The sequence below is a fragment of the Photorhabdus caribbeanensis genome (assembly GCF_018448885.1).
Lineage (GTDB): Bacteria > Pseudomonadota > Gammaproteobacteria > Enterobacterales > Enterobacteriaceae > Photorhabdus > Photorhabdus caribbeanensis.
The window spans coordinates 110,632-132,987 of sequence record NZ_RCWB01000008.1; the positions used below are offsets into that span (position 1 = coordinate 110,632).

15 protein-coding genes are annotated in these 22,356 nt (G+C 42.7%); 9 read left to right on the top strand and 6 right to left on the bottom strand.

What is annotated here, in order from left to right:
- Positions 1-55: 55 nt before the first annotated feature.
- On the bottom strand, positions 56-745 hold the full coding sequence (locus EAE90_RS07980; RefSeq protein ID WP_214053048.1) for a PAS domain-containing protein: 690 nt from the start codon (positions 743-745) through the stop codon (positions 56-58).
- A gap of 640 nt (positions 746-1,385) precedes the next feature.
- Here EAE90_RS07980 and tkt point away from each other — a divergent pair.
- Positions 1,386-3,380, top strand: a complete 1,995-nt coding sequence (gene tkt, locus EAE90_RS07985; protein WP_214053049.1) for a transketolase — start codon at positions 1,386-1,388, stop codon at positions 3,378-3,380.
- A gap of 105 nt (positions 3,381-3,485) precedes the next feature.
- Here the strand turns inward: tkt and EAE90_RS07990 are convergent, their stop codons facing one another.
- Positions 3,486-3,857 carry an antibiotic biosynthesis monooxygenase family protein gene (locus EAE90_RS07990; RefSeq protein WP_214053050.1) on the bottom strand — a complete coding sequence of 124 codons (372 nt, stop codon included), beginning with the start codon at positions 3,855-3,857 and terminating at the stop codon, positions 3,486-3,488.
- Between the two features lie 157 nt (positions 3,858-4,014).
- Complete coding sequence (locus EAE90_RS07995) at positions 4,015-4,536, bottom strand: MarR family winged helix-turn-helix transcriptional regulator (RefSeq protein WP_214053051.1); 522 nt, start codon at positions 4,534-4,536, stop codon at positions 4,015-4,017.
- 482 nt (positions 4,537-5,018) lie between these two features.
- Between EAE90_RS07995 and epd the strand changes: the two genes are divergently transcribed.
- The 3 genes from epd to fbaA all read left to right on the top strand — a co-directional run bounded on the left by epd (position 5,019) and on the right by fbaA (position 8,423).
- Entirely contained in the window at positions 5,019-6,038 is a 1,020-nt protein-coding gene (gene epd / locus EAE90_RS08000) for an erythrose-4-phosphate dehydrogenase (RefSeq protein WP_214053052.1), read from the top strand.
- Positions 6,039-6,120: 82 nt separating this feature from the next.
- The gene (gene pgk, locus EAE90_RS08005; RefSeq protein ID WP_214053053.1) at positions 6,121-7,284 is read left to right on the top strand and encodes a phosphoglycerate kinase; all 1,164 of its coding nucleotides are present in this window, start codon (positions 6,121-6,123) and stop codon (positions 7,282-7,284) included.
- Positions 7,285-7,346: 62 nt separating this feature from the next.
- Complete coding sequence (fbaA, locus tag EAE90_RS08010) at positions 7,347-8,423, top strand: class II fructose-bisphosphate aldolase (protein WP_214053054.1); 1,077 nt, start codon at positions 7,347-7,349, stop codon at positions 8,421-8,423.
- Between the two features lie 67 nt (positions 8,424-8,490).
- On the opposite strand, the gene EAE90_RS08015 is transcribed toward fbaA, so the two are convergent.
- Together EAE90_RS08015 and EAE90_RS08020 are read right to left on the bottom strand one after the other, a co-directional pair.
- Positions 8,491-8,718 carry a type II toxin -antitoxin system TacA 1-like antitoxin gene (locus EAE90_RS08015; protein ID WP_214053055.1) on the bottom strand — a complete coding sequence of 76 codons (228 nt, stop codon included), beginning with the start codon at positions 8,716-8,718 and terminating at the stop codon, positions 8,491-8,493.
- 317 nt (positions 8,719-9,035) lie between these two features.
- Positions 9,036-11,786 carry an RHS repeat-associated core domain-containing protein gene (locus EAE90_RS08020; RefSeq protein ID WP_214053056.1) on the bottom strand — a complete coding sequence of 917 codons (2,751 nt, stop codon included), beginning with the start codon at positions 11,784-11,786 and terminating at the stop codon, positions 9,036-9,038.
- A 1,091-nt stretch (positions 11,787-12,877) separates the two neighbouring features.
- Here EAE90_RS08020 and EAE90_RS08025 point away from each other — a divergent pair.
- The 5 genes from EAE90_RS08025 (at position 12,878) to EAE90_RS08045 (ending at position 17,812) form a co-directional block, all read left to right on the top strand.
- Entirely contained in the window at positions 12,878-14,800 is a 1,923-nt protein-coding gene (locus tag EAE90_RS08025) for a lipase family protein (RefSeq protein ID WP_214053057.1), read from the top strand.
- Positions 14,797-15,552, top strand: coding sequence for a hypothetical protein (locus EAE90_RS08030; protein WP_214053058.1), 756 nt, complete (start codon positions 14,797-14,799; stop codon positions 15,550-15,552). Before EAE90_RS08025 ends, EAE90_RS08030 begins: the two co-directional genes overlap by 4 nt.
- A 101-nt stretch (positions 15,553-15,653) precedes the next feature.
- On the top strand, positions 15,654-15,917 hold the full coding sequence (locus EAE90_RS08035) for a hypothetical protein (protein WP_214053059.1): 264 nt from the start codon (positions 15,654-15,656) through the stop codon (positions 15,915-15,917).
- Between the two features lie 128 nt (positions 15,918-16,045).
- On the top strand, positions 16,046-17,056 hold the full coding sequence (locus EAE90_RS08040; protein ID WP_214053060.1) for a hypothetical protein: 1,011 nt from the start codon (positions 16,046-16,048) through the stop codon (positions 17,054-17,056).
- A 126-nt stretch (positions 17,057-17,182) separates the two neighbouring features.
- Complete coding sequence (locus EAE90_RS08045; RefSeq protein WP_214053061.1) at positions 17,183-17,812, top strand: ATP-binding cassette domain-containing protein; 630 nt, start codon at positions 17,183-17,185, stop codon at positions 17,810-17,812.
- Positions 17,813-17,872: 60 nt separating this feature from the next.
- On the opposite strand, the gene EAE90_RS08050 is transcribed toward EAE90_RS08045, so the two are convergent.
- A complete protein-coding gene (locus EAE90_RS08050; RefSeq protein ID WP_214053062.1) occupies positions 17,873-22,315 on the bottom strand; it encodes a SpvB/TcaC N-terminal domain-containing protein in 4,443 nt (1,480 codons plus the stop codon).
- Positions 22,316-22,356: the final 41 nt, after the last annotated feature.

Sequence of the window (22,356 nt, forward strand, 5' to 3'; positions counted from 1 at the left end):
AATTCCTATTGTTATTGGAGAAATATCTGGAACTTAGATTTTAATTAATGGGAAGCTATAACTCTTGGCTGCCAGTAGCGACGAACCTTTCTGGAATATATAGATCAAACTTATTTGCTTTGCAGAAATCGTCTAATTCTATATGCAGCGGTAGATCAAATTTTCGGTAAATTGACTGAATATGGTTAATGGCTTCTTCTGTACTTATCATTAATGTTTCGCTGATACTCTCTTCGTCCAGTGAGCGAAGAGCTAAAAAAAGAACTTCCCATTCAGTTTGAGTCAATATGTCGTTAGGGGGGGTAAATTCCAGAGCTGCTGGAGATACTTTTTCATGATAGTAAGCAATAGAAAAATTTTGAACTTTGGACATATGAAAAGTAATGCCGATACAGTTCCCATTTTCATCACAAAGTGGGTATTTACTACAGCGATAGGTTTGCTTGACTTTATTTTCCCCAAATAGATGGGTCTCAAGTGAAGTGACCGTTTTCATGGTTTGCATCACTTTTTGATCTTGGCGACAATATTCTTCTGCATACTCCGCAATAGGTAAGGGCAGTTCCTTTGCTGAAAGCCCAGTAATCTCGAAATCTTCGGGCAGATTGAGCAGTTGGTAAAAAGCAGGATTTGCATATATAAATCTTGATTGGCGATCTTTCGCGCCCCAAGGCTCATTACTTTTTTCCCACATGTAAATTAATTGCGGAGTGATATTACTTGGTCTGTTTTTGATATTTGACATGAAAATGCCCTAGTTGTTAATTAAGTAGTCATCTGCGTGTCTATTTTATATGTTCTATTTAAAATAACCTGATTATATAATGGAATGCAATAATTAATTTGCCAAAAAATAATATTTTTTTATTTTATCTATATCTGTTAATCAAATTGCTTATTATTTTTGGTAAAAATATCATCATATAAGAAAATATAACTACAAGTATTATTTTATCTTAAATTATTTATTTGGTTATTGATGTTAAAATAACATTGGTTTTTGATTGGAGTTTTTTTTCTGTATTCACTTTTGATAAATCAAATTATTAAGAGATCATTAGCATATAATTAGGATCAATATAAACAATCAATTTAATCGCTGAAAATTGCTATAAATTAAGAATATGTCTCGTTTAATGGGTTGTTTTATCTCTTGATTTACAACTAATAGCTGTGTTTAATTCATTAATCCCTTTATATGTGCCATGAGTGTGTTTATTACTCTGATGACGCCGAAATTTATATAGAGCCATAAGGTAAATCAAAGAATTGCCGTTCAGATGAAATTAAGATAGTTTCCCGGTAGTTGGCTTTAAAGATTGCGGTTTGTACGCGGTGCTGAGAAAATTATCCCCTAAACGTTTTTATCCCACTTGGAGTAGAAAATGACCATTCGTAAAACCCTTGCTAATGCTATTCGCTTCCTGAGCATGGATGCTGTGCAGAAAGCAAAATCAGGACACCCTGGTGCGCCTATGGGAATGGCTGATATCGCTGAAGTTTTATGGCGTGATTATTTGAATCATAACCCAACAGATCCACATTGGGTCGATCGTGACCGCTTTGTATTGTCTAACGGTCATGGTTCTATGCTGATTTATAGCCTGTTGCATCTCACCGGTTATGATGTTTCAGTTGATGATCTGAAAAATTTCCGTCAGTTACATTCTAAAACCCCAGGCCATCCTGAGTATGGTTATACTCCAGGCGTAGAAACTACGACAGGTCCTTTAGGGCAGGGGATTGCCAACGCAGTAGGTTTTGCGATTGCTGAACGCACTCTGGCCGCGCAATTTAATCGTCCCGGCCATGAGATCGTTGACCATCATACTTATGTCTTTATGGGTGATGGTTGCATGATGGAGGGCATTTCTCATGAAGTTTGCTCTCTGGCGGGCACTTTAAAGCTAGGCAAATTGATTGCTTTCTATGATGACAATGGCATTTCCATTGATGGTCATGTTGAAGGCTGGTTTACGGATGATACGGCAAGCCGTTTTGAAGCTTATGGCTGGCATGTGATTCGCGGTATTGATGGCCATAATGCGGCTTCCGTTAAAGCTGCTATTGAAGAAGCACGTAAAGTTACTGATAAACCTTCTCTGCTAATGTGCAAAACAGTTATCGGTTTTGGCGCGCCAACCAAAGCAGGCACTCATGATTCTCATGGCGCTCCATTGGGTGATGCGGAAATTGCCGCGACTCGTGAAGCACTGGATTGGGATTATCCGGCATTTGAGATTCCAGCGGACATCTATTCTGAATGGGACGCAAAAGAAGCTGGTAATGCGAAACAAGCCGTTTGGAATGAAAAATTCTCTGCCTATGAAAAAGCGTATCCTGAATTAGCGGCTGAATTCAAACGTCGTACCAGTGGCGAGCTACCGGCAAACTGGGAAATTGAATCCAAAGCATTTATCGAACAGTTGCAAGAAAATCCGGCCAATATCGCCAGCCGTAAAGCATCTCAGAATGCCTTGGAAGCTTTTGGCAAGGTGCTGCCTGAATTTATGGGGGGCTCCGCTGATTTGGCGCCAAGTAACCTCACGATGTGGTCAGGTTCTAAGCCATTGAACGAAGATCAGGCAGGTAACTACATCCATTACGGCGTTCGTGAATTTGGCATGTCAGCCATTATGAACGGTATCGCTCTGCATGGTGGTTTTGTGCCTTATGGCGCAACTTTCCTGATGTTCGTTGAATATGCCCGTAACGCAGTGCGTATGGCGGCATTGATGAAAATTCGCAGCATCTTTGTTTATACCCATGACTCAATCGGTTTGGGTGAAGATGGTCCGACTCATCAGCCGGTAGAACAGCTTGCCAGTTTGCGTGTGACGCCAAATCTGAGCACATGGCGTCCATGCGACCAGGTTGAATCTGCGGTGGCGTGGAAATACGCTATTGATCGTAAAGCAGGTCCATCAGCGCTGATTTTCTCTCGCCAGAATCTGGCACAGCAAGAACGTACTGCTGAGCAGTTGGCTAATATTGAGAAAGGGGCTTACATTCTGAAAGATTGTGAAGGACAGCCAGAACTGATTCTGATTGCAACCGGTTCAGAAATTGAGTTGGCGGTGAGTGCTTACCACCAATTGACTGAGGAAGGTCGTCAGGTGCGCGTAGTCTCCATGCCGTCTACTGATGCTTTTGATAAGCAAGATGCTGCATACCGAGAAGCGGTTCTGCCTGCTGCGGTTTCGGCACGTGTTGCAATCGAAGCGGGTATCGCCGATTACTGGTTTAAATATGTCGGTATGAATGGCGCTATCGTTGGTATGGATACATTTGGTGAGTCAGCTCCTGCTGATCAACTGTTTAAAGCGTTTGGTTTTACTGTAGAGAATGTGGTCGCTAAGGCTAAAGCGCTGCTGAAATAATTAATCGCTTCATAAATGAGCGCACCTGAGGTAAACGTTGAGCGGGTGCGCTCTTTTTCTGCACGATATCGTTATCGAAGAGGGATCGTGACAGTTTTCCTCGGCTTATGCCACGCAAATTCCAGGGACGGCTACTTTTTGGAATACGTGAGGCGAGCCGACAATCCCATCAGGATACTTGGAGAGTTTCTCCTTGAATTCAGGGTCCATGAACGCGTCGCGAAAACGCTCCAGGCTCTCCCAAATGGCATAGTTCATAAATGTGCCGCTGCCAGCGATTCCACGATGTAATTGTGCGGAAATCAGTCCTACCTTAGACCGGAAATATTCTGCATCTTCCTTCCAAGTTTCTATTAGGGCGTCAGCCATTGAGGGATCAACATGAAATATGTTCACCAGCACTATGGAGCCATCGGTGTTCGAAAATAACTGTTCCCGCAGGGTTACGTGGGTGTCCATTTCTTCTAGCTTGACCATTTCTATCTCCTGAAAATTATTTGTTTATATTTATGCTTGTATTGCTATCCTGCCAAGACGAGTCGCGTGATTTACGCGGCTTTTGACGGCAACAATATGTCAACGTAGAGACAAATGTGTTCCACCAATTACATGCTGTTTCCACGTTGTATTTCGTTTAACTATTTGGTAACTCTTGATCGTTATTAACAAACGAATCTGTAGCGCTATGTCGTGTATTTGGCACCGGTAACTCTTCCAGCGCCGTCTCCAGGCTCATTAAGGTGTTTAGTGTCACCTTTAGCTCGTTAGGATCAGAGGATTGCATCAATGATCCGACCCATTCAGCTTCCAGCGATATTGCCGCATCAAAAGTACGCCAACCGAGCTCGGTCAGTTGATAGAGTGGTGAGCGTTCATGGCGAGGATTAGTGATAGTTTTCACCATCCCTGAGCTCAGCCCGAGATTCAATTGCTTTTGCACTCCCTGGCGCGTGATACCCATTGCGGCGGCAATCTGAGGCGCAGTAAGTGGATGTGGCGCATGCGCAATCGCACCGAGTATTTGCCATCTCGCACTCGTGATTCCCAACGGAGCAACGAGCTGATCCCCTTTAGAGAGCAGTAGGGCATTGAGCCGAAATACTGCCAATGTGATCTCAGTGAATACCTCAAACGTTGAAGTTTTCTCGGTTGGCACGATTTACTTCCTTATTCCTTATCACCTCAAAAAACGACAACCAGTTTCCATTTATTGAGATTGAATGTCAATATTTCAACAAGTGATATTGATGATCAATGTCGCAGTTGTGAGTCAATAACGGTGGGATTGTTTCTTTCTGCTTGTTTACGTTCGACGAATATGAGCAACAGTCTTTAAATGAAGTAGGAAGCCTTGCCTTTGAACGGGGAGAAAATAAAGCGGCATTTTTCTGCTAACAATTAATTTTCGGTATCTTCACTTGGCAGGTTGATCACTTTTTGCCATTGCAATCAATTACTATTGCTATCAATCTCCTTTTCCCGTAATCTCGTTATTTATAGCTGAATCGTTTCATTTTGTTGTCTGACGCGGTTTTCTATGCACGGTTTTGACAGTTTTGTGATAAGCAATCAGTACATCAGTGATTTAGTCAGTTATTCTAAGCGGTTGGGTGGTAATAACTATATTCAGGGAGTAACATGACAATCAAGGTAGCAATAAACGGTTTTGGCAGAATAGGACGCAGTATTTTACGTGCTCTTTATGAATCTGGACGCCGGGCTGAAATTGTGGTTATTGCTGTTAATGAGCTGGCAGATGCCGAAGGGATTGCTCACTTGCTGAAATATGACTCAAGTCACGGTCGTTTTGCCTGGGATGTGCGTCTGAATAATGATTTGTTGCAAGTTGGTGATGATAATATTCGCCTGTTTCATCAACCCGATATATCGACGTTGCCTTGGCAAGAACTGGGAATTGATATTGTTCTTGATTGCAGTGGGATTTATGGCAGCAGAGCCGATGGTCAGGCACATCTTGCCAGTGGCGCCAAAAAAGTACTGTTTGCCCATCCGGGGGGCCATGATTTAGATGCGACGGTAGTTTATGGTGTGAATCAACATTTACTGACAGCAGAAGATCGCATTGTGTCCAATGCTTCCTGTACCACTAATTGCATTATTCCCATCATTAAATTATTGGATGATGAATTTGAGATTGAATCTGGCACAGTAACAACCATTCATGCCTCAATGAATGACCAACCGGTGATTGATGCTTATCACAAAGATTTACGGCGTACTCGGGCCGCCAGTCAATCTATCATTCCAGTGGATACCAAGTTGGCCGCAGGGATAACCCGGATTTTTCCAAAGTTCTGTGACCGTTTTGAAGCTATCTCGGTGCGCGTACCAACGATTAACGTCACCGCTATCGATTTGAGCGTTACGGTAAAATCTTCAGTAACTGTTAAAAAAATCAACGAATTAATGCAAAAATCAGCAGCTACTTCATTTCGTGGTATAGTTGACTATACCGAATTGCCGTTAGTCTCAACGGATTTTAACCACGATCCCCACAGCGCGATTGTTGATGGCACACAAACGCGGGTTAGTGGGCAACACCTGATTAAGACATTAGTTTGGTGTGATAATGAATGGGGATTTGCTAACCGAATGTTAGATACAACGTTAGCAATGGCTGCTACAGGTTTCAAATGATCTGTTGTTGATAGACGGTCCATAATAGATTTGCACACGGCGCAAGATTAAATAATTTAGAGAATCAATGAGAGGATTCACCATGTCTGTAATTAAGATGACCGATTTAGATCTGGCGGGTAAGCGTGTTTTGATCCGCGCTGACCTGAACGTTCCGGTAAAAGATGGCAAAGTCACCTCTGATGCGCGTATCCGTGCTTCCTTGCCAACCATCGAAGCAGCACTGAAACAAGGTGCCAAGGTCATGATTACTTCTCACCTTGGCCGCCCGACTGAAGGCGAATACAGTGAAGAATTCTCGCTGAAACCAGTAGTAGACTATCTAAAAGAGAAATTATCCTCCTCCGTTCGACTGGAAAAAGAGTATCTGGAAGGCGTAGAAGTCTCAGATGGTGAACTGGTTGTACTGGAGAATGTTCGCTTTAATAAAGGTGAGAAGAAAGACGACGAAACCTTGGCTAAAAAATATGCCTCCCTGTGTGATATTTATGTCATGGATGCATTCGGTACGGCTCATCGTGCTCAGGCTTCCACTCACGGCGTGGCTAAGTTCGCTCCTGTTGCTTGCGCCGGTCCTTTATTGTCCGCGGAATTAGAGGCGTTAGGTAAAGCGTTGGATAATCCGGCTCGCCCGATGGTGGCTATTGTCGGTGGTTCTAAAGTTTCAACCAAGCTGACTGTTCTGGATACGCTGTCTAAAATTGCTGACCAACTAATTGTTGGTGGTGGTATCGCAAATACCTTTGTTGCTGCGGAAGGCCACAATGTCGGTCGTTCTCTCTATGAAGATGATTTGATCCCGGAAGCGAAAAAATTGCTGATAAGCTGTGATATTCCGGTGCCAACCGATGTTCGCGTAGCAACAGAATTCTCTGAAACGGCCGAAGCAACCTTAAAATCTACCAGTGATATTAAAGATGATGAGCAGATCCTCGATCTGGGGGATGAATCCGCTCAACGGCTGGCAGATATCCTGAAAAACGCCAAAACGATTCTATGGAATGGTCCGGTTGGCGTATTTGAATTCCCTAATTTCCGTCAAGGAACTGAAATTGTCGCGCGTGCCATTGCAGAGAGTGATGCCTTCTCTATCGCCGGTGGCGGCGATACGTTGGCAGCGATCGACCTGTTCGGTATTGCTGACAAAATTTCTTATATCTCTACGGGTGGTGGCGCTTTCCTTGAGTTCGTGGAAGGGAAAAAACTGCCTGCGGTTGTAATGTTGGAAGAACGTGCAAAACAGTAATTAAGTCATGACGGGTAGCGGCTGATTGGTTGGCTACCCGCTCTAAACAGGACCCACGTAACATGTCTAAAATTTTTGATTTCGTAAAACCGGGTGTCATCACTGGTGATGATGTTCAAAAAGTGTTCGCTATAGCCAAAGAAAACAACTTTGCTTTGCCGGCGGTCAACTGTGTAGGTACTGATTCAATCAATGCCGTACTGGAAACCGCTGCTAAAGTTCGTTCTCCTGTGATCATTCAGTTCTCTAACGGTGGTGCTGCTTTTATTGCCGGTAAAGGTTTGAAAGTTGAAGGTCAACAAGCGGCTATTCTGGGTTCAATTTCTGGTGCTCGCCATGTTCATCAGATGGCTGAACATTATGGTGTTCCTGTGATACTGCATACTGACCACTGTGCGCGTAAATTGTTGCCGTGGATTGATGGCTTGTTAGAGGCGGGAGAAAAGCATTACGCAGCGACGGGTAAACCTTTATTCTCTTCTCACATGATCGATCTGTCAGAAGAGTCTCTGGAAGAGAATATTGAAATTTGCAGCCAATATTTGGCTCGTATGGCAAAAATCGATATGACGCTGGAAATCGAGTTGGGTTGTACTGGTGGGGAAGAAGATGGCGTTGATAACAGCCATATGGATAGCTCTGCTCTGTACACTCAACCGGAAGATGTGGCTTATGCTTATGAGAAACTGAACGCTATCAGCCCACGTTTCACGATTGCGGCTTCTTTCGGTAACGTTCATGGTGTTTATAAGCCGGGTAACGTTAAACTGACGCCAAAAATTTTGCGTAACTCTCAGGACTATGTTTCTGAGAAATTCAATCTGCCACATAACAGCCTGGATTTTGTTTTCCACGGCGGTTCTGGTTCTACTGCGGAAGAGATCAAAGAAGCGGTCAGCTACGGCGTCGTTAAAATGAATATTGATACTGACACCCAATGGGCGACTTGGGAAGGTATTCTCAACTACTACCAAAAGAACGAAGGCTATCTGCAAGGCCAGTTAGGCAATCCAGAAGGCGCGGATAAACCTAATAAGAAATTCTACGATCCACGGGTATGGCTGCGTGCCGGTCAGGTTTCTATGATTGCCCGTCTGGAACAGGCATTCAAAGAATTGAACGCGATTGATGTATTGTAATTAGTGAAAGCGTTCCCTCTGAGTTTTCATTCAGAGGGAACGTTAGCCGCATTCAGTAAATGAAATGTTACATCGCATCTACTCTTTTTATCATTTCTATTGCAGCAGCCATTGTTTCTTTATGTCTACGAGCAGCACGAAGGAAACGTTCGTTTACCTTGATTGGTTTTTCCAATGCATGAACAAACGCCAATGCATCTTCTTGACACAATTGAATACGCATATTTTGTTCAATGAGTCTTTTGGTCTCTGAACTCACCCTTGTGGTGATTCTTTCATTTGCTAATATGGCCATAGGCCCTGTTCCTACCGTATTGCGGTTATTAGTTCACTATAGATATCCACTACTCGTTTGCATTATTTATTTGGAGTTAGCGGAACATATTAGTTTGGTGAAACACTAAGTTTGCTTCATTGATTAGTTTAACGTTGTTTTAACAAAATTCAATGTGTGTGCCAAAACGACGCCATATTGTGAGACTAAATAAACTATAATTAAATAGAACAAAAATCATCAAGATTCGAGCGCAAGTGAATCCGAGTATGTAGAGTTGTACTAGCTCGGGTCTGAGCTAGTACAGTTAGTTTTTATTTAAAGTTCTATGACCAAATTTATGAAGTTCTCCGCATTCCTAAATTCTCAGCGATAGCCGCAGAGCGAATATTAATAGCCTCTGTTGATATCCTATTAATTTTATGTCCTTTCAATGATTTTTTAATTGCTTTCATTGTCAGGAATTTACCAACGCCTTTGAAATTATATTCTCTATCTATTGCAATAGCGGGTTCTGTTTCTTGCAACAGCGCTCTTTCTTCATTACTCAATTGCGTATAGGGATGGGCCAATGCATAGTTGACATGTAATTCTGATTGTTTATTTTTTAAATCATGATAAACCTTAACCTCCATTGCCGCATAAATTTTTCTTTCACCGGAATAATCATTTTTTTCACTTTTATCCATTAACGCAAAGAAATCGGTTTCTGAATAAAAATCAGGGTGATTGCTTCTATATCTATGCTCTTCTGCATATTCTGATATTGTATCTTTTATGGTTCTTGCCATATAACTGGATATTTCAGATCCCAAAGAAAGATTGGTTTTTGATTTTTCTGAAAGGGAGCTGTTTTCTTCAAGTCGGCTATATATGATTTGACTTTTTTCTATACCTTTTAGTAACTCTTCGTGGCTTAGCAAATAACCCGACGGATCGGAATCACCGACACGAACCACTTTCAATGATTTATTTTTTGTATAACTGCTTTCTTTCTCGTTCCATTTGACAACATGTGAACTTTTGGCTGCCAATTTGAATTTTAATTCATCAAAGAAATTTACCTCTTTGGTATATTTCCCTTTTTCTGGTGCTAATCCATTTTCATCCTGTAAACTCACAGGATTATTTCTTACCATTCGGTATAGATTCAGCCCATCAATGGTTCCTGCCGGGTCCGCACTTAACCATCTGCCCGCCCACGGTTGGTAATAACGATAACCGTAATAATACAACCCGGTGGCATCTCGTTCTTTGCCGGAATAGCGAATCGTTTTATAGCTGGCTTCTGTTTGGCTGCTTGCTGCCCACAGCGCTGTCCCGCCAAATGGATAATACTCTTCCTCACTAATAATCTGCCCTTGATTGTCCAGTTCAAGCTGGCTGGAACCGATCAGATTATCGTAGCTGTAACGTAGTTGGTTATTGTTGATGCCTTCTGGTTTACCGCTTTCCCAATGCAACATCCGTATCTGTGCGCGGCCCGCTTCACCGAGTGTGATAACGTGTAACTCTTCTGTTGTTGTGGCATTGTTCTGGGTTGTGCGTAGTTCCAGCCCCGGCAAATAGATTACCCGCTGTTGTTGCGTAGTATGCTGGGTTTGCTGTTCACTCACTTTCAGTTGTCTCATGCCGTTGCTGTCGTAGCGGTACCACTCATTTCCGGGGCCGTTATTGACCTGCTTTAACTCTCCTCGTGGTGTCCAGATAAGCGTCTGTCCGGGTAATAAGCTGGTTTGGTGGCCACCGGCATCAAATAATGTATCCACTTGATTTGGATCTGTTGTCAGCGTACTGAGAACGCCGCGGTTGCTGCGATGCGAGATGGTGATAGCGGTGGTGTAGTTATTTTGGGTGGCCGGTGAACTGTGCCGAATTTGCGTCAGATTACCGCTGTGATCATAACTGTAGCTGCGAGTATAGTTAGTGTAGGTATTGTTATCGGAAGGTAGCGCAGGGGAGGGCAGTTGATTATTTTGCTGACCTATATTATTGGCCATTTCACGCCCGGTAGCACTGATAAGCTGATACAGGGAATCGTAGGTATAGTTATTCTCCGGGACCACTTTCTGATTGCGCCAAAAGCGGGTGGCTTCCGCATCATTGCGTATATTGATCACATTGCCTACCGGATCATATTGATAGCGTAAGTCTTGCAACACTTTGGCGTCTGACGGGCGACGGGTAGTGATACCAATAAGCCGTTGGGTTTCCGGTTCATAGCTGTATTCGGTGATAACCCCGTTACCGTGCTCTTCACGTAATTTTTGTCCGGCGGCAGAGTAGGTTAGCGATTTGATAATCACTTGTTCCGCCTGACCTTTGAGTGTCAACCAACAGCCTTTTAACTGCCCGGCTATATCATAGGCCAGACGCTGGATGTTGCCTTTGGCATCGGTTTGGATAAGTAAAGCACCGGTAGCATCAGTACTATTTTGGGTGGTATAGACATCACTGCTCAGTTTTTGCTGCCAGAGGCTTTGGTCTTCACCTGTCCAGTCGGCATTTTGGTTATCGACGAGTAGTTGTTGAGATTGTGATAGCACGATGCCAGTCAGGGAAAGGCTATTGAGTTGAGTGAGTCCTGCGGTATCGTAATGGCGGACACACTGACCGGCAAGGTTGTACTCTTTTTCTTGCTGAGTATTACTAGCCCAGATAAGACGCTCGGTCGTTTTCTCTTCTGCCTGTACTTGTTCGGTAATAGCGAGCAGGCGACCGGGTAGGGTGTTATCTTCATAGATGTGGTTTTGGCGGACACCGGTTGCATTGATGGTCAATATTGGGCGACCTTCAATATCGTTGAGGGTAATAGTCCGACCGGCATCAACCCCTTCTTCACGTAGAACCTGACCCGCAAGATTAAAGACACGAATGAAATTCGGGCCGCTCTGGTTTTTATTCTTACGAGGATCGGTGCTTTTTACCTGAAATCCCGGAATATTGAACTCATAGAACGTAATTAATTCATCACTGTTTTCGTCAGCTTTAGTGCGTAGATATTCTAAAGTACGTACATTTAATTTCCTGTTATCTAATACCCTAATCGAGGGGGTCTTTTGGTCAATTGCAGAATTGTAACTGCTCATATTTTAACTCCTTAGATGGTGTTAATCGTTAAGAAAATTTAAGTTATGGCAACAACCAAAAGACCTTATCACTAAACAGGCAAGGAAAGCGATTTATCGTGATGTTATTAATGCAAACGCTTTGGTAATTTTTGAGATTGTATAAATAGGAATTAAAGTTTCAGATAGTGAGTGTGATTGATCAACCATCAGAAAAACAAGTGGTTGGCAGATTTGATATATCGATGATGCTTAATAACCAATCACTTGTATATCATAGTTAAAGATAAAAGAAATTTATTAAACCGCGATAGTCACAATACTTTAAAAACAATACTTTAAAAACAGAGGATGTTATGAGTTCTACATTCGATACAGCGAAGTCAGGAGATGATAATAAGAACATACCGCTTCTATCATGGTTCTGCACCTGTTGGGTATAAGACACCTAACGGGCTGTGATGTAACACAGATGAGGCTAATCCTTCAAATAGATGATGTTATTGGTCGCTTGATAAATGGTAATAAAGGTATTTTTAATTAAAAATTAATATGTTGAATGTTTAGAGTCATGATCATTGAGTGGAAAATCAGTAAAGGCCAAATGGTTTCATACATCGTAGACTGCTATTTTGGGGATGAGTTATTTTTGTCATTGCATCCGCCATTATATTTACAATAACTTAATCATTATTGAATTTGTAACACTTTGTTACAAAGTTTACTTTTTGTAAATGAAAAAAGTGGAAATTTTTTCTTGCTATTTGGTGATGATTTAATAATCATAACTTGAGTTCCGTCATATGGACAATATGAAGGACCTTCCAACTCCTGTTCCCTTATTCAAAGGGATTAATCGATAGGGATACATTTCGTCTTCCTGTCGTTCAGCTTGCTATTAATCACGGCATAAGCGGTGTTTCTTATCTGTGGTAATAGGATTTTTACTATCTTGTTTCCTTAGTGACGCAATCAATCACGGCTATTCCTGACAGGATATTGATGCTGATGAAAGTGATTGATAGCCGGGCGGGGAAATCTTGTGGAATTTTCACCACATGATGTTTGGGCTGCGTGCCTATTTGTAATTTAATTGTAAGGAAAGAGTATCAATGAGCAAATTAAGCCCACTCGATTGTCTTGACTGTAAAAACATGCTGAAACACTGGATAGAATTTCAGTTGGTGGATGAACAGGGGAAACCTCTGGTCAATATGCCTTATCGTTTGAAAATCCGTGGAAATCCTTTGCTGGGACGTAAAGGCGTCACTGATGGCAACGGATTATTACGGGAAGAAGATATGCCGCCCCATCCGGTAACTCTGTATATCGGTGCCCAACCACTGGCCGATGAAATGGAACAGCGCCCGTTGCGGGAAATACGTGGCGAAGGGGCCTCTGTGGTGAAGCCAAAAGCGGAAGCCGAAGGCTATCAATATCGTTATGTGACTATCGGGCAGATCAGTGATGGATTGCCAGCGCTAGATGATTGGAATGATCCCAAAAAAATTCCACCTCCCTATCATTTCCCAGACCCGGAACCAAAAGGCTATCAGGTTCATCCGTTAAATCGACGCTATGTGCTAGAAATATGTCCTTTTCGAGCCTGGGTTTTACTGCTACATCATCAAAAAGAGTATTCTATTGTGAATGCTTATAACCAGTGTTTGATGAGCGTGCTGGCTTATGCTGATGGGGATGTCGATGTTGAAGGTTCTGTACTTCACTTTTTTAATCGGCAAATGGTCGATGTCTCGAAGTTGCCTTATCGGATGAACGATGTTTCGGCAACGCCTGTGGTTTATGATGTGCCGTTCAGTGAACGTTATGTTCGGATAGAGTTTATTGATTCAAAAACGGCAGACAATAAACAGGGTGATACCCGACTGTTTTATATCGCCAGCAACAGTGATGTTCTTGTTAGCTGGCGGGGTACAGCCAGTCTGGCGAATGACCTGACTGATATTACCTTCCAGCCGTTAAGTTTGAGTTGCGATGACGAAAAAGCCCTGTGCAGCGGTTTTATTCACCGCGGCAAAGTGCATAAAGGGTTTTGGGATGCATTTAATGTGGTTGGGAAGTTAAAAGTTCCTGATGAGAAAACCAAAGAAGTATTCGGTGATATTCTGGATTTGGCCGCAAAAAAAAGATTATTTATTTGTGGTCACAGCTTGGGGGGGGCTTTAGCATTATTGCATAGTGCACAACTGAAAGAACACAATCCTTGTCTCTACAGTTACGGGATGCCGCGAACATTAACCCGCAGTGCAGTACAAGAATTATCTGCTATTATCCATTATCGCCATGTTAATGAAAATGATCCTATTCCTTTGGTGCCTTTTGAACAGGATATGGATAATGTTTTTTTCAATTACTGGACTTTGGCGGGATATGACTGGGAAATTGTAAAATTGTTGTCACCCTCACCGATTATTCAGGCAATTAAACAGGCGACAGCCAGTAAAGAAATTTATCTGCATCACGGCAAAGTGGTTCATTTTTTAAAAGCCAGTGCCTGCCCAGAATGGCTGATTGCTGCCAGTAATGTATCGCTGATAACCAGATTGGGTGCAGAGGAAATATTAAACAATACGACAAAACTGTATTTAATTCCTGAACTGAATAAAGAAACAGAACACTTTTTCTCTCAGGCCGGTGAACAGCAAAATGCCCTGTTTAATCAGCTAAGCCCGCAAGAACAGGATAAATTGTTTGATGAAAATGAAAATCCTGAGTTAAAAGACAGAATAAGTATCCTTAATCACTTCTCATCTAAATATGCCGGTTATATTGATGCACGTCTTAAAGAGTTATGCGAACCGGATAAAATGACGACTTATCAGGACAGTCAGCGTCAATTTAAGGAGAAAATGGATGTTTATAAGAGACTGACACCTGACGCGGTTTACTACCGTAATCTCTGTTTTCTAGAAATGGATAAACAGTTAATAAAATCATTGGCCGTCAGTCAGCAAGAAGAAAAAGGGAAACTGGCCTTACAATACTACTGCGATGATAAGGAACTTCCAGTATGAGGATATTCAAAGTCACATTGTCATTATTACTATTGTCTTTTATTTACTGGTCGATGGGGGATACCTTTTTCAACTGGCTATTTCCTTTTTCATCTAAGGGAAAAGGGCCGTGGATAACGATGGAAGGCGTCATGCCGAAATACACCGAGCCGTACGTGGCAGCAAGATATATCTCAAAATCTTGTCTTGAATATGAATTTAGTGCAACGATGACACCCCATAAGGTGCCGACTTATAATGTGCTTTACCAGAAAGTAACTACTGATCCCCAAACAGGTTATTTTCAGACGAAATTGCCTTTTAGTGGCGGAGGTTGGTGTAAATGGAAAATTGAACGGGCTTATGTATCGGCGAATTATACCGATGTCAGTCACCTGGTGAAAGATGCTGTTCCCTATTCAGGGACAGGTTTAACCGCTTTTATCAACGATGCCGAACGAGAAAATTATTCTGAAGCCTCTGAGACGCGCGCAGTGAATATTATAGACTACAGACCGGTTATTTACCCGGTTTTGAAAATAGTAGAGGGACGTCCAAACAGAGTTTCCTTACAGGGCATAGTGGATTCGTTTCCTTTTCGGTTGAAATTAACGCCAGGAGCGGAATGGAAAATCATCTTTAAGCCTAAGTTGGATGAAACCAAAATGCCTAAAATTATTATCCCACCAGGTAAAGAACCCTCAAGAGTTGAATACCCTGATGGCAGAATTGATTTAAACAGAGATTCTATTGATTACTGGAAAATAAAGTAGTTCTATCAGAGTTTCCAGTAAACATCACTGACCGTGAGCCAGTAGGAAGAACAAGGGGAACTGGCCTTACAGCATTACTGTGATAAACAGGAACTGTCCGTATGAAAATATTGAAGATAACGCCGTCCTTATTATTTCTCTATTCTATTTACTGGGCGTTTGGTGACACCTTTTTTGACTGGCTTTTTCCCTTTCCACCTGACGAGAAGAAACAGTTGATTACGGTGGAGGGTATCGTGCCGAAATACACAAAATCGTATGTATCTGTTATGTATATCTCAAAAGATTGTTTCAGATATCGTCTGGATTCCAATATGTCGTCTTTTAAGGTAACAACTTATAATGGCTTCCTTGAAGGAACTTAATCCGGTTTGAGTGATCTGACAATCGTCAAAAAGAAAACGTTCACCCAACTGGATTGGATTATGTTAATTATGGCACCCATACCGATTCACCAAGAAAATTGTTTAGATTTTGGTTTTAGAGAGGCAGTATGAATTTAATAATCGCTGATGCCTTGGAATATAAAGGCAGAGTAAAAAAATTCGCGTCTGGGAATAGAAATGTCATTATATTTATTTTTCTTTTATTACTCCCGGCAAAGCTCAGTGGTGTCATTGAGGTTTTAATTAATTTATCTTCTAATATTGTTATTCCAGAGAATCATATAAAATCATTTTATTTTTCTTCCATATCTTTAATAGTTTATCTGGTATTTTATTTGATTAACCTAAGGTTTTTTCCTTCTGCAAAGGAGAATTCAATCATCGTTTCTTTGGTAGGTAAAAAAAACTTGTTTATTTGTCGTGTTGTTTTCTTTATTTATAGTGCTTTTCCGATGGTTATTTTCTTTTTTATGGGTTTTTTCTCTGAAAATGTTAATTGTTTACATTACCTTTCATCTATGTTTTTTTTGATGGTTTCTTTTGCTGTAATTGGATTTTGCTTATTTGAGTTAAGTTTTTTACATTTTTTTATTGTTACTGTGTTCTTTATTCTGGCAGCATCATTCAGGAATGGAATATTATATGATTTGATTTTTACATTAGTTATTCCATTAGTAGCATTGATATTATATTTGAATTTCACACCATGTTACATAATTAATAGAAATAAAAAATTATTTTCATTAGCTTTTTTTTCTTTGCCTTATATAATGAACCTTCGTTCTTATTTTAATAAAAATAAAATATCTGTGCTTATTATGGTATTATCTGTTCTGCTTTTATATCTATTATGTGAAAGTGCTTTTTCTCAAATACCAAACAAGGCTGATTATATATTATTAATATATTCCAGTGTTGTTTTGTATATATGCATGTTGTTATTCTATAATCTTTCATATATTGAAATAAATTATCTTTCATATTTGTCCAACTTTTTATCTGTGCGGAAAATATTCTTTTTTAATTATTGTGTTTCTTTGTTTTTTTATCTTGTTTGTTTTTTTATCTTGTTTGTTTTTTTATTTTTTGTTTTCTTGTTATTAAATCTTTCTCTGTGATTATATTTTTATCTTATGTCTTTCTTTCTATTATTGTTTCTTTTATTTCTCTGTTGAGAACGCAATACACGAAAATTATTATTGTTGGTGTTGTTTTCTTTTTTACGCTATTTTTAGGGGTTATTTATGCTTGAGGTTGTTGGGTTAGAAGTTGTTATTAATAGTAAGACTATTTTTTCAGGAGTTAACTGTAATTTTCGTGTTGGATTAAACCGTATTGCGGGAGTTAATGGGGCTGGTAAAACGACTTTTCTTTCAAGTATTGCTGGCGTAAACAAGGTTAGAAAAGGAACGGTTAATTTTATAAAAAATGGAGAAAAGCATAAGTTTAGTTTGCAACGGCATGGCTTTTATATATCGGATAATGTTAATTTTTATAACTTTATTACTGGAATGGATGTGATAAATCTAAGTAAACGTTATAGGAAAAGTAATCTAAAATATCAATTAGATTACTATTTAAATGGTTTTGGTATATATAATTATTCTGGCGTTGAATATGGGCAAATGTCGCTTGGGATAAAGAAGAAGTTTTTATTGATGTCCGCTTTTATTACCGATGCCGATGTTTATATTTTTGATGAGCCAACAAATGGCCTTGATTCAGATTCTATAACATTTTTAATTGAGTTGCTGATTTCTCTTGCAGAAGAGAAAGTTGTTATTTTTAGTTCCCATGATGATAGATTTTTACAGGAATTAAACGTTATTACTTATGAAATAAAAGGTAATAAAATATCTTGTTCCTCTATTTAGAACTCAACAATGCAGTATTATATTCGCTCGTTAACATTAAACGAGCGAATATGGGTTCAATTACACGAGCGCGTCAGCGGCTAAATCATTTTCATCCTCACTCACGGTAAACCACGGGAAATATTGGCTCTGTCGCAGCCAGCCTTTTGCGGTAATAACCCGGATTTCCCGCCCAATCGGATCATAAATATGAGTATCCGCATAAGCCTCTTTTCTGGCGCTGTCATCACTCACATATTGCCAATCGTTGAGAAAATAGGGCTGATAAGTTCGTATCGTCTGCCCCTTATTGTCATATTCGGTGCGTCCCGTGACCGCCCAGCGCGTTTTAGTATCCTCCATTTTTGTCACCAGAGAGCCGTCTTGGCTACGTTGCCAGGCTTCGCCTGCCTCATGTCGTACAGACGCTTGCAATAGACGGCCAAAACCATCACTAAATGCGACTTGTTGACGAATTTGCTGCTCAGAATCACGATCATAACGATCCGTGGTCAGCGTAAGGTTATGGGGAGGCAAACCGATGCTGTTGGTTAACAATTTAACCAGTGGCGTGTCAGCTTTCTGACTTTGTAGCCAACGGCGGCGAGCCAGTGCGCAAATACGCCAATCTTCCGTGATAATCCGTAAATCACGCAGCGTCTTCTGCTCTTCCTGCGTTAATGTGTTGAAGGTTTCCTGATTGAATAGTGGCATCCAACTGTCCGGTGCATAGACCAGACACTGCGCGACAGGGAGTGGCCCGGTTAGGTTAATGGCAGTATTGATATCGGTTGGTGGAGAAAATGGTTTTTCTTCTGGTGAAGAGTAACCTGTTGCCACACCACTTTCGATCCCCCAGAAACGTTGCGTGACAGGGCGTCCCAGTGCATCCAAGGTTATGAGATGCATATTGTCATTGATATCAGTCAGTTGCACTGGTGTGAGAAAACGCCAGTCATAATTGGCTGAGACGGTGAAACCGGCAGCATCTTGGGTTTGGGTGATGACACAATAGTGGGTATCCCATTTTAGCGTCGTTTTCCCGGTTAACAGGGTGTTACGTTGTGCGACAGGATGCCAAAATTGTGCTTGCGTCCCGTAATCGGTATAGCCTTGACGCGCTACCCAAACTTTGTTTTCGCCGGTACGTGGGAACAGATAAGGCTCTTGTTGGTATCCGGCCTGCGTCAGAATGCCGGGTAATTCGTCTGGCGTAATACCACCATCAAATGCAGATAACTGGGATTCCGTTAATACCGCCGTTTCGGTAAAGGCGATTAAAGCTTGTCGTGTCGGTGTTTTCAGTAGTGTTTGGTTTTTGCCATCGGTTTTTCCATCGGTATAGAACGTTCGTTGCTGATTGAGGTATTCGCGAGGTTTATCATCGGCAATCAGGCTATTTTCAGCACACAGGGCTTCCAGATTTAAGCCATCAACAGGTACCTGTTTGGCATCGTAAGTAAAGGCATCACTGCGTGTACTATCCGGTAATCCCAACACTCTGAGTTCATTACCAATAAGATGGTGCCAACTGGACTGGTGGCAGGTTAACCGCAATAGTTGTTGTTGGTCGTCATAACTGCTGGCAAACAGCGTATCCGGTAGTGTATCGGGATACGGATTGGTTGTTGGTTTATTGCGGCGGGGATATTGCACGGAAACTTGTTTCAGTGGTTGCCCGAATAGGTCACTGGACAGGGTGATATCCTGATTGCACTGGGGATCACTGATAATACGTTCATAGTGATAACTACGGCTTTCCACGACTGAGGCCCAGAGCACCGGGGAAACGGTAGCGCCATCTTGTAATTGGCGCACTTGTGGACGGGATTCAGTCACTGTATAGGGGATGTTTTGCTGTGCGCTGCCATCTAGCCCGTAAAGTTCACTACGCAGCGGCTGACCTTTTAGCGCCCGGTTTAACCAGTACAGATTATGGTCATCTTCCGGTGTCAGTGGAACATCTTTGCCCTCTTTCCAGAGAGTAAAGCGCGGTGTAAAACCGGTGAACGCTTGTTTATCACCACGCCAATATCCAGCGGATAGCATATTGTCTACCTCCGGGACTCCGGTGGCATACCAGTTTTTGGTGAGTGCTGGTGGTGTGCGTTCCGGCGCATTGCCTTGAGCGAGTTGATGGCTGTCTGTTTGCTCAACATAACCAAAGCCACGAAATTCCCGTTCACGTCCATCCCAGGCGCCGTGAGCGTAACGTAACGTGGTCACTAACTTATTACCGCTGATTTCATCCTCGGTTGCTGTTTGCCAAAGGGTATGGACCGGGAAGGGCAGGTAACAGACCGGTGTTTGTCCGGTAGCCAATGCCGCAGCTTTTTCATCCAGCCAGAACTGGACAGAGCTACGGTAATGCAAGGTGTGATTGGCCCCCATATTGTTGTTCGTTTCACTGAGTAACCACGGTTTCGCGTTGGTCAGATCGCAGCGCCAATGATGTGGCGCCATATGCGGTACGCTCAGGATCAGACTGACAGCCCCTAATCCCTGTACATCGGCCACTTGTAATTGGCAGGTGTCATCAAAACGCAGGCCGTCAGGAAAATGGAGTGCGAATGGTTTTGCAAAACCGTTACCACTTTCATTGCTGAAAATCTCCAGATGGTCAGCATGAACATAAATCAAATCGGCAGGACCACTGCCATCCAGATCGGCCAGATGAACCCGATCAGGATTAAAGTTGGCGGCAGATTGGCTGAATCCCGGCAGTGTGATTGGCTGACCAAAACGGCCATGTCCCAAGTTTGGCCAGCAGGTGACTTGAGTTGCACTTACTTCAACCAGATGTGCTTGGCCTGAACCGAGTACGTCACTAAATGCCACTAACTTACGGGCATCGGCGCCCGGTAACGGCAGGGTGATATCACCGGATTGCACCACATCCCGTCCTTTGGTAAAACCATCACGGTTATTAGCATACAAGCGTACACTTTTGGGACCAATCAGCACTAAATCGGACAGTCCGGCCCCCATTAGATCGGCAAGTTGAGCGCGAGGATGAGAATATTCTATCGGCAGAGCATCTAATGGCGTAAAACGTGTCCAGCTACCATCCGGGTGTTGGCTGTGATAGCCTCTTAGCCCCGGCCCGGTAATCACCCAGTCCAGTTGTCCGTCACCGTTAATATCCATCAGCGAGGCGTTATCCTGCATAGCTGGCGTGATGGGAAGGAGTTGCATTTTCCCCCAAGTGACCGCATTCATCTCTTCCCCGGCCTGACGTTGGGCAGATCGATACCACCAGCCATTTTTATCCTGATACAGAATGCCGGGCACGCCTTCTCCTTTCAGGTCAAGCAGTTGCCAGCGCTGAATGGCGTTGAAATTTGCCAGTACATCCATTGGTTGCCAGAGTGCTTTTTGTTCCGGCTCAAAAGGCTGGTAAGACAGTTCCAGTGGTGGCAGCACGGTGACAGTGTTGTTGTCCTCATGGCCTACTCGGCGGATAGAAACGAGCGTACTGATCATCGCGTTTTCGTCATAATCCAGTATCAGACGCGAAACTAGCGCGGGTTCGTCATCCCCCTCAACCTGATTAGACAGGGTTTGTAGACGGTGAAACATCAGTATTTGGCGGCATAAGCGCCGGGTACGCAATTCAAAACCGTACTCGTAACGGGAAAAACGATCTTGGCGGCAAAGCCAGTTGCTTGTGGCTTTAAACGACGGCATTTCAGATAAACTGTTTTTGCGCTCACCGTAGTCAAATACTAAACAGAACAACCAGCCAGATTTAAGTGGGTCATCTCCGTTTAGCGTAGGAAAAACGTCGCTGGCGGTCAGGTTCCCGTAATGTATTGCTTGCAGGTAACGTTGGACGGTTGCATTCGGGTGGGCGGCGAGCTCGTCAGTTTCGCAACCTGTTTCATCTTCGGCCCGATATTGATAATAAATCTGTTCGCCGAGGGATGATATCGAAGCCTCCAACAGCCATTGCGCCGTTTGGCTAACATTGAGTGGATTATTGATACGTGTCTGAGGATTTTTGCCCAGTAAATGGACCTGTCCATCGGGGCTGTATATCAGCCAGAAATCGGTTGTGTCAGTTGTTTTGGGTTGCCAGTATTCCAACCGGCTAAAGTGGTTTTCCAAACGGGAACGATAACCGGTAACGGTGAAGGTTGTCCCCAAGTTGATGCCCTGCAATGAGGATTCACTGCGGATATCCGCTTGACCACTCTCATTTAATGCTACGACCAACACTTCACCTTCCGGCCCCAGAAAAGTATCGGTTTCATCGTAATTCGGCACGCCGGTGCTGGTGCGCCGACGAATTGCCATGACGCCGCAGTCCCAACCGAGACCAAACGGGCTGTTACCGGTTCCACTGTTGTAATTCAGAGTGAGCGAGGGGGCGTAACCACGTCCGGCAGAAATGGGTAATGGCAGAGATAGGGCCGCCATGCCATCCGGCCCGGCGGGTGTTAACGCTTCACCCATACCGGTAATGGCGCCGCCGCCTTTGGGTAATGACAGCTCGGTGACACTGAATGTCTGTGAATTTTGCATGAAAACTCCTTACAGGCCCCGATTCGGAGCCTGTTTTAGTA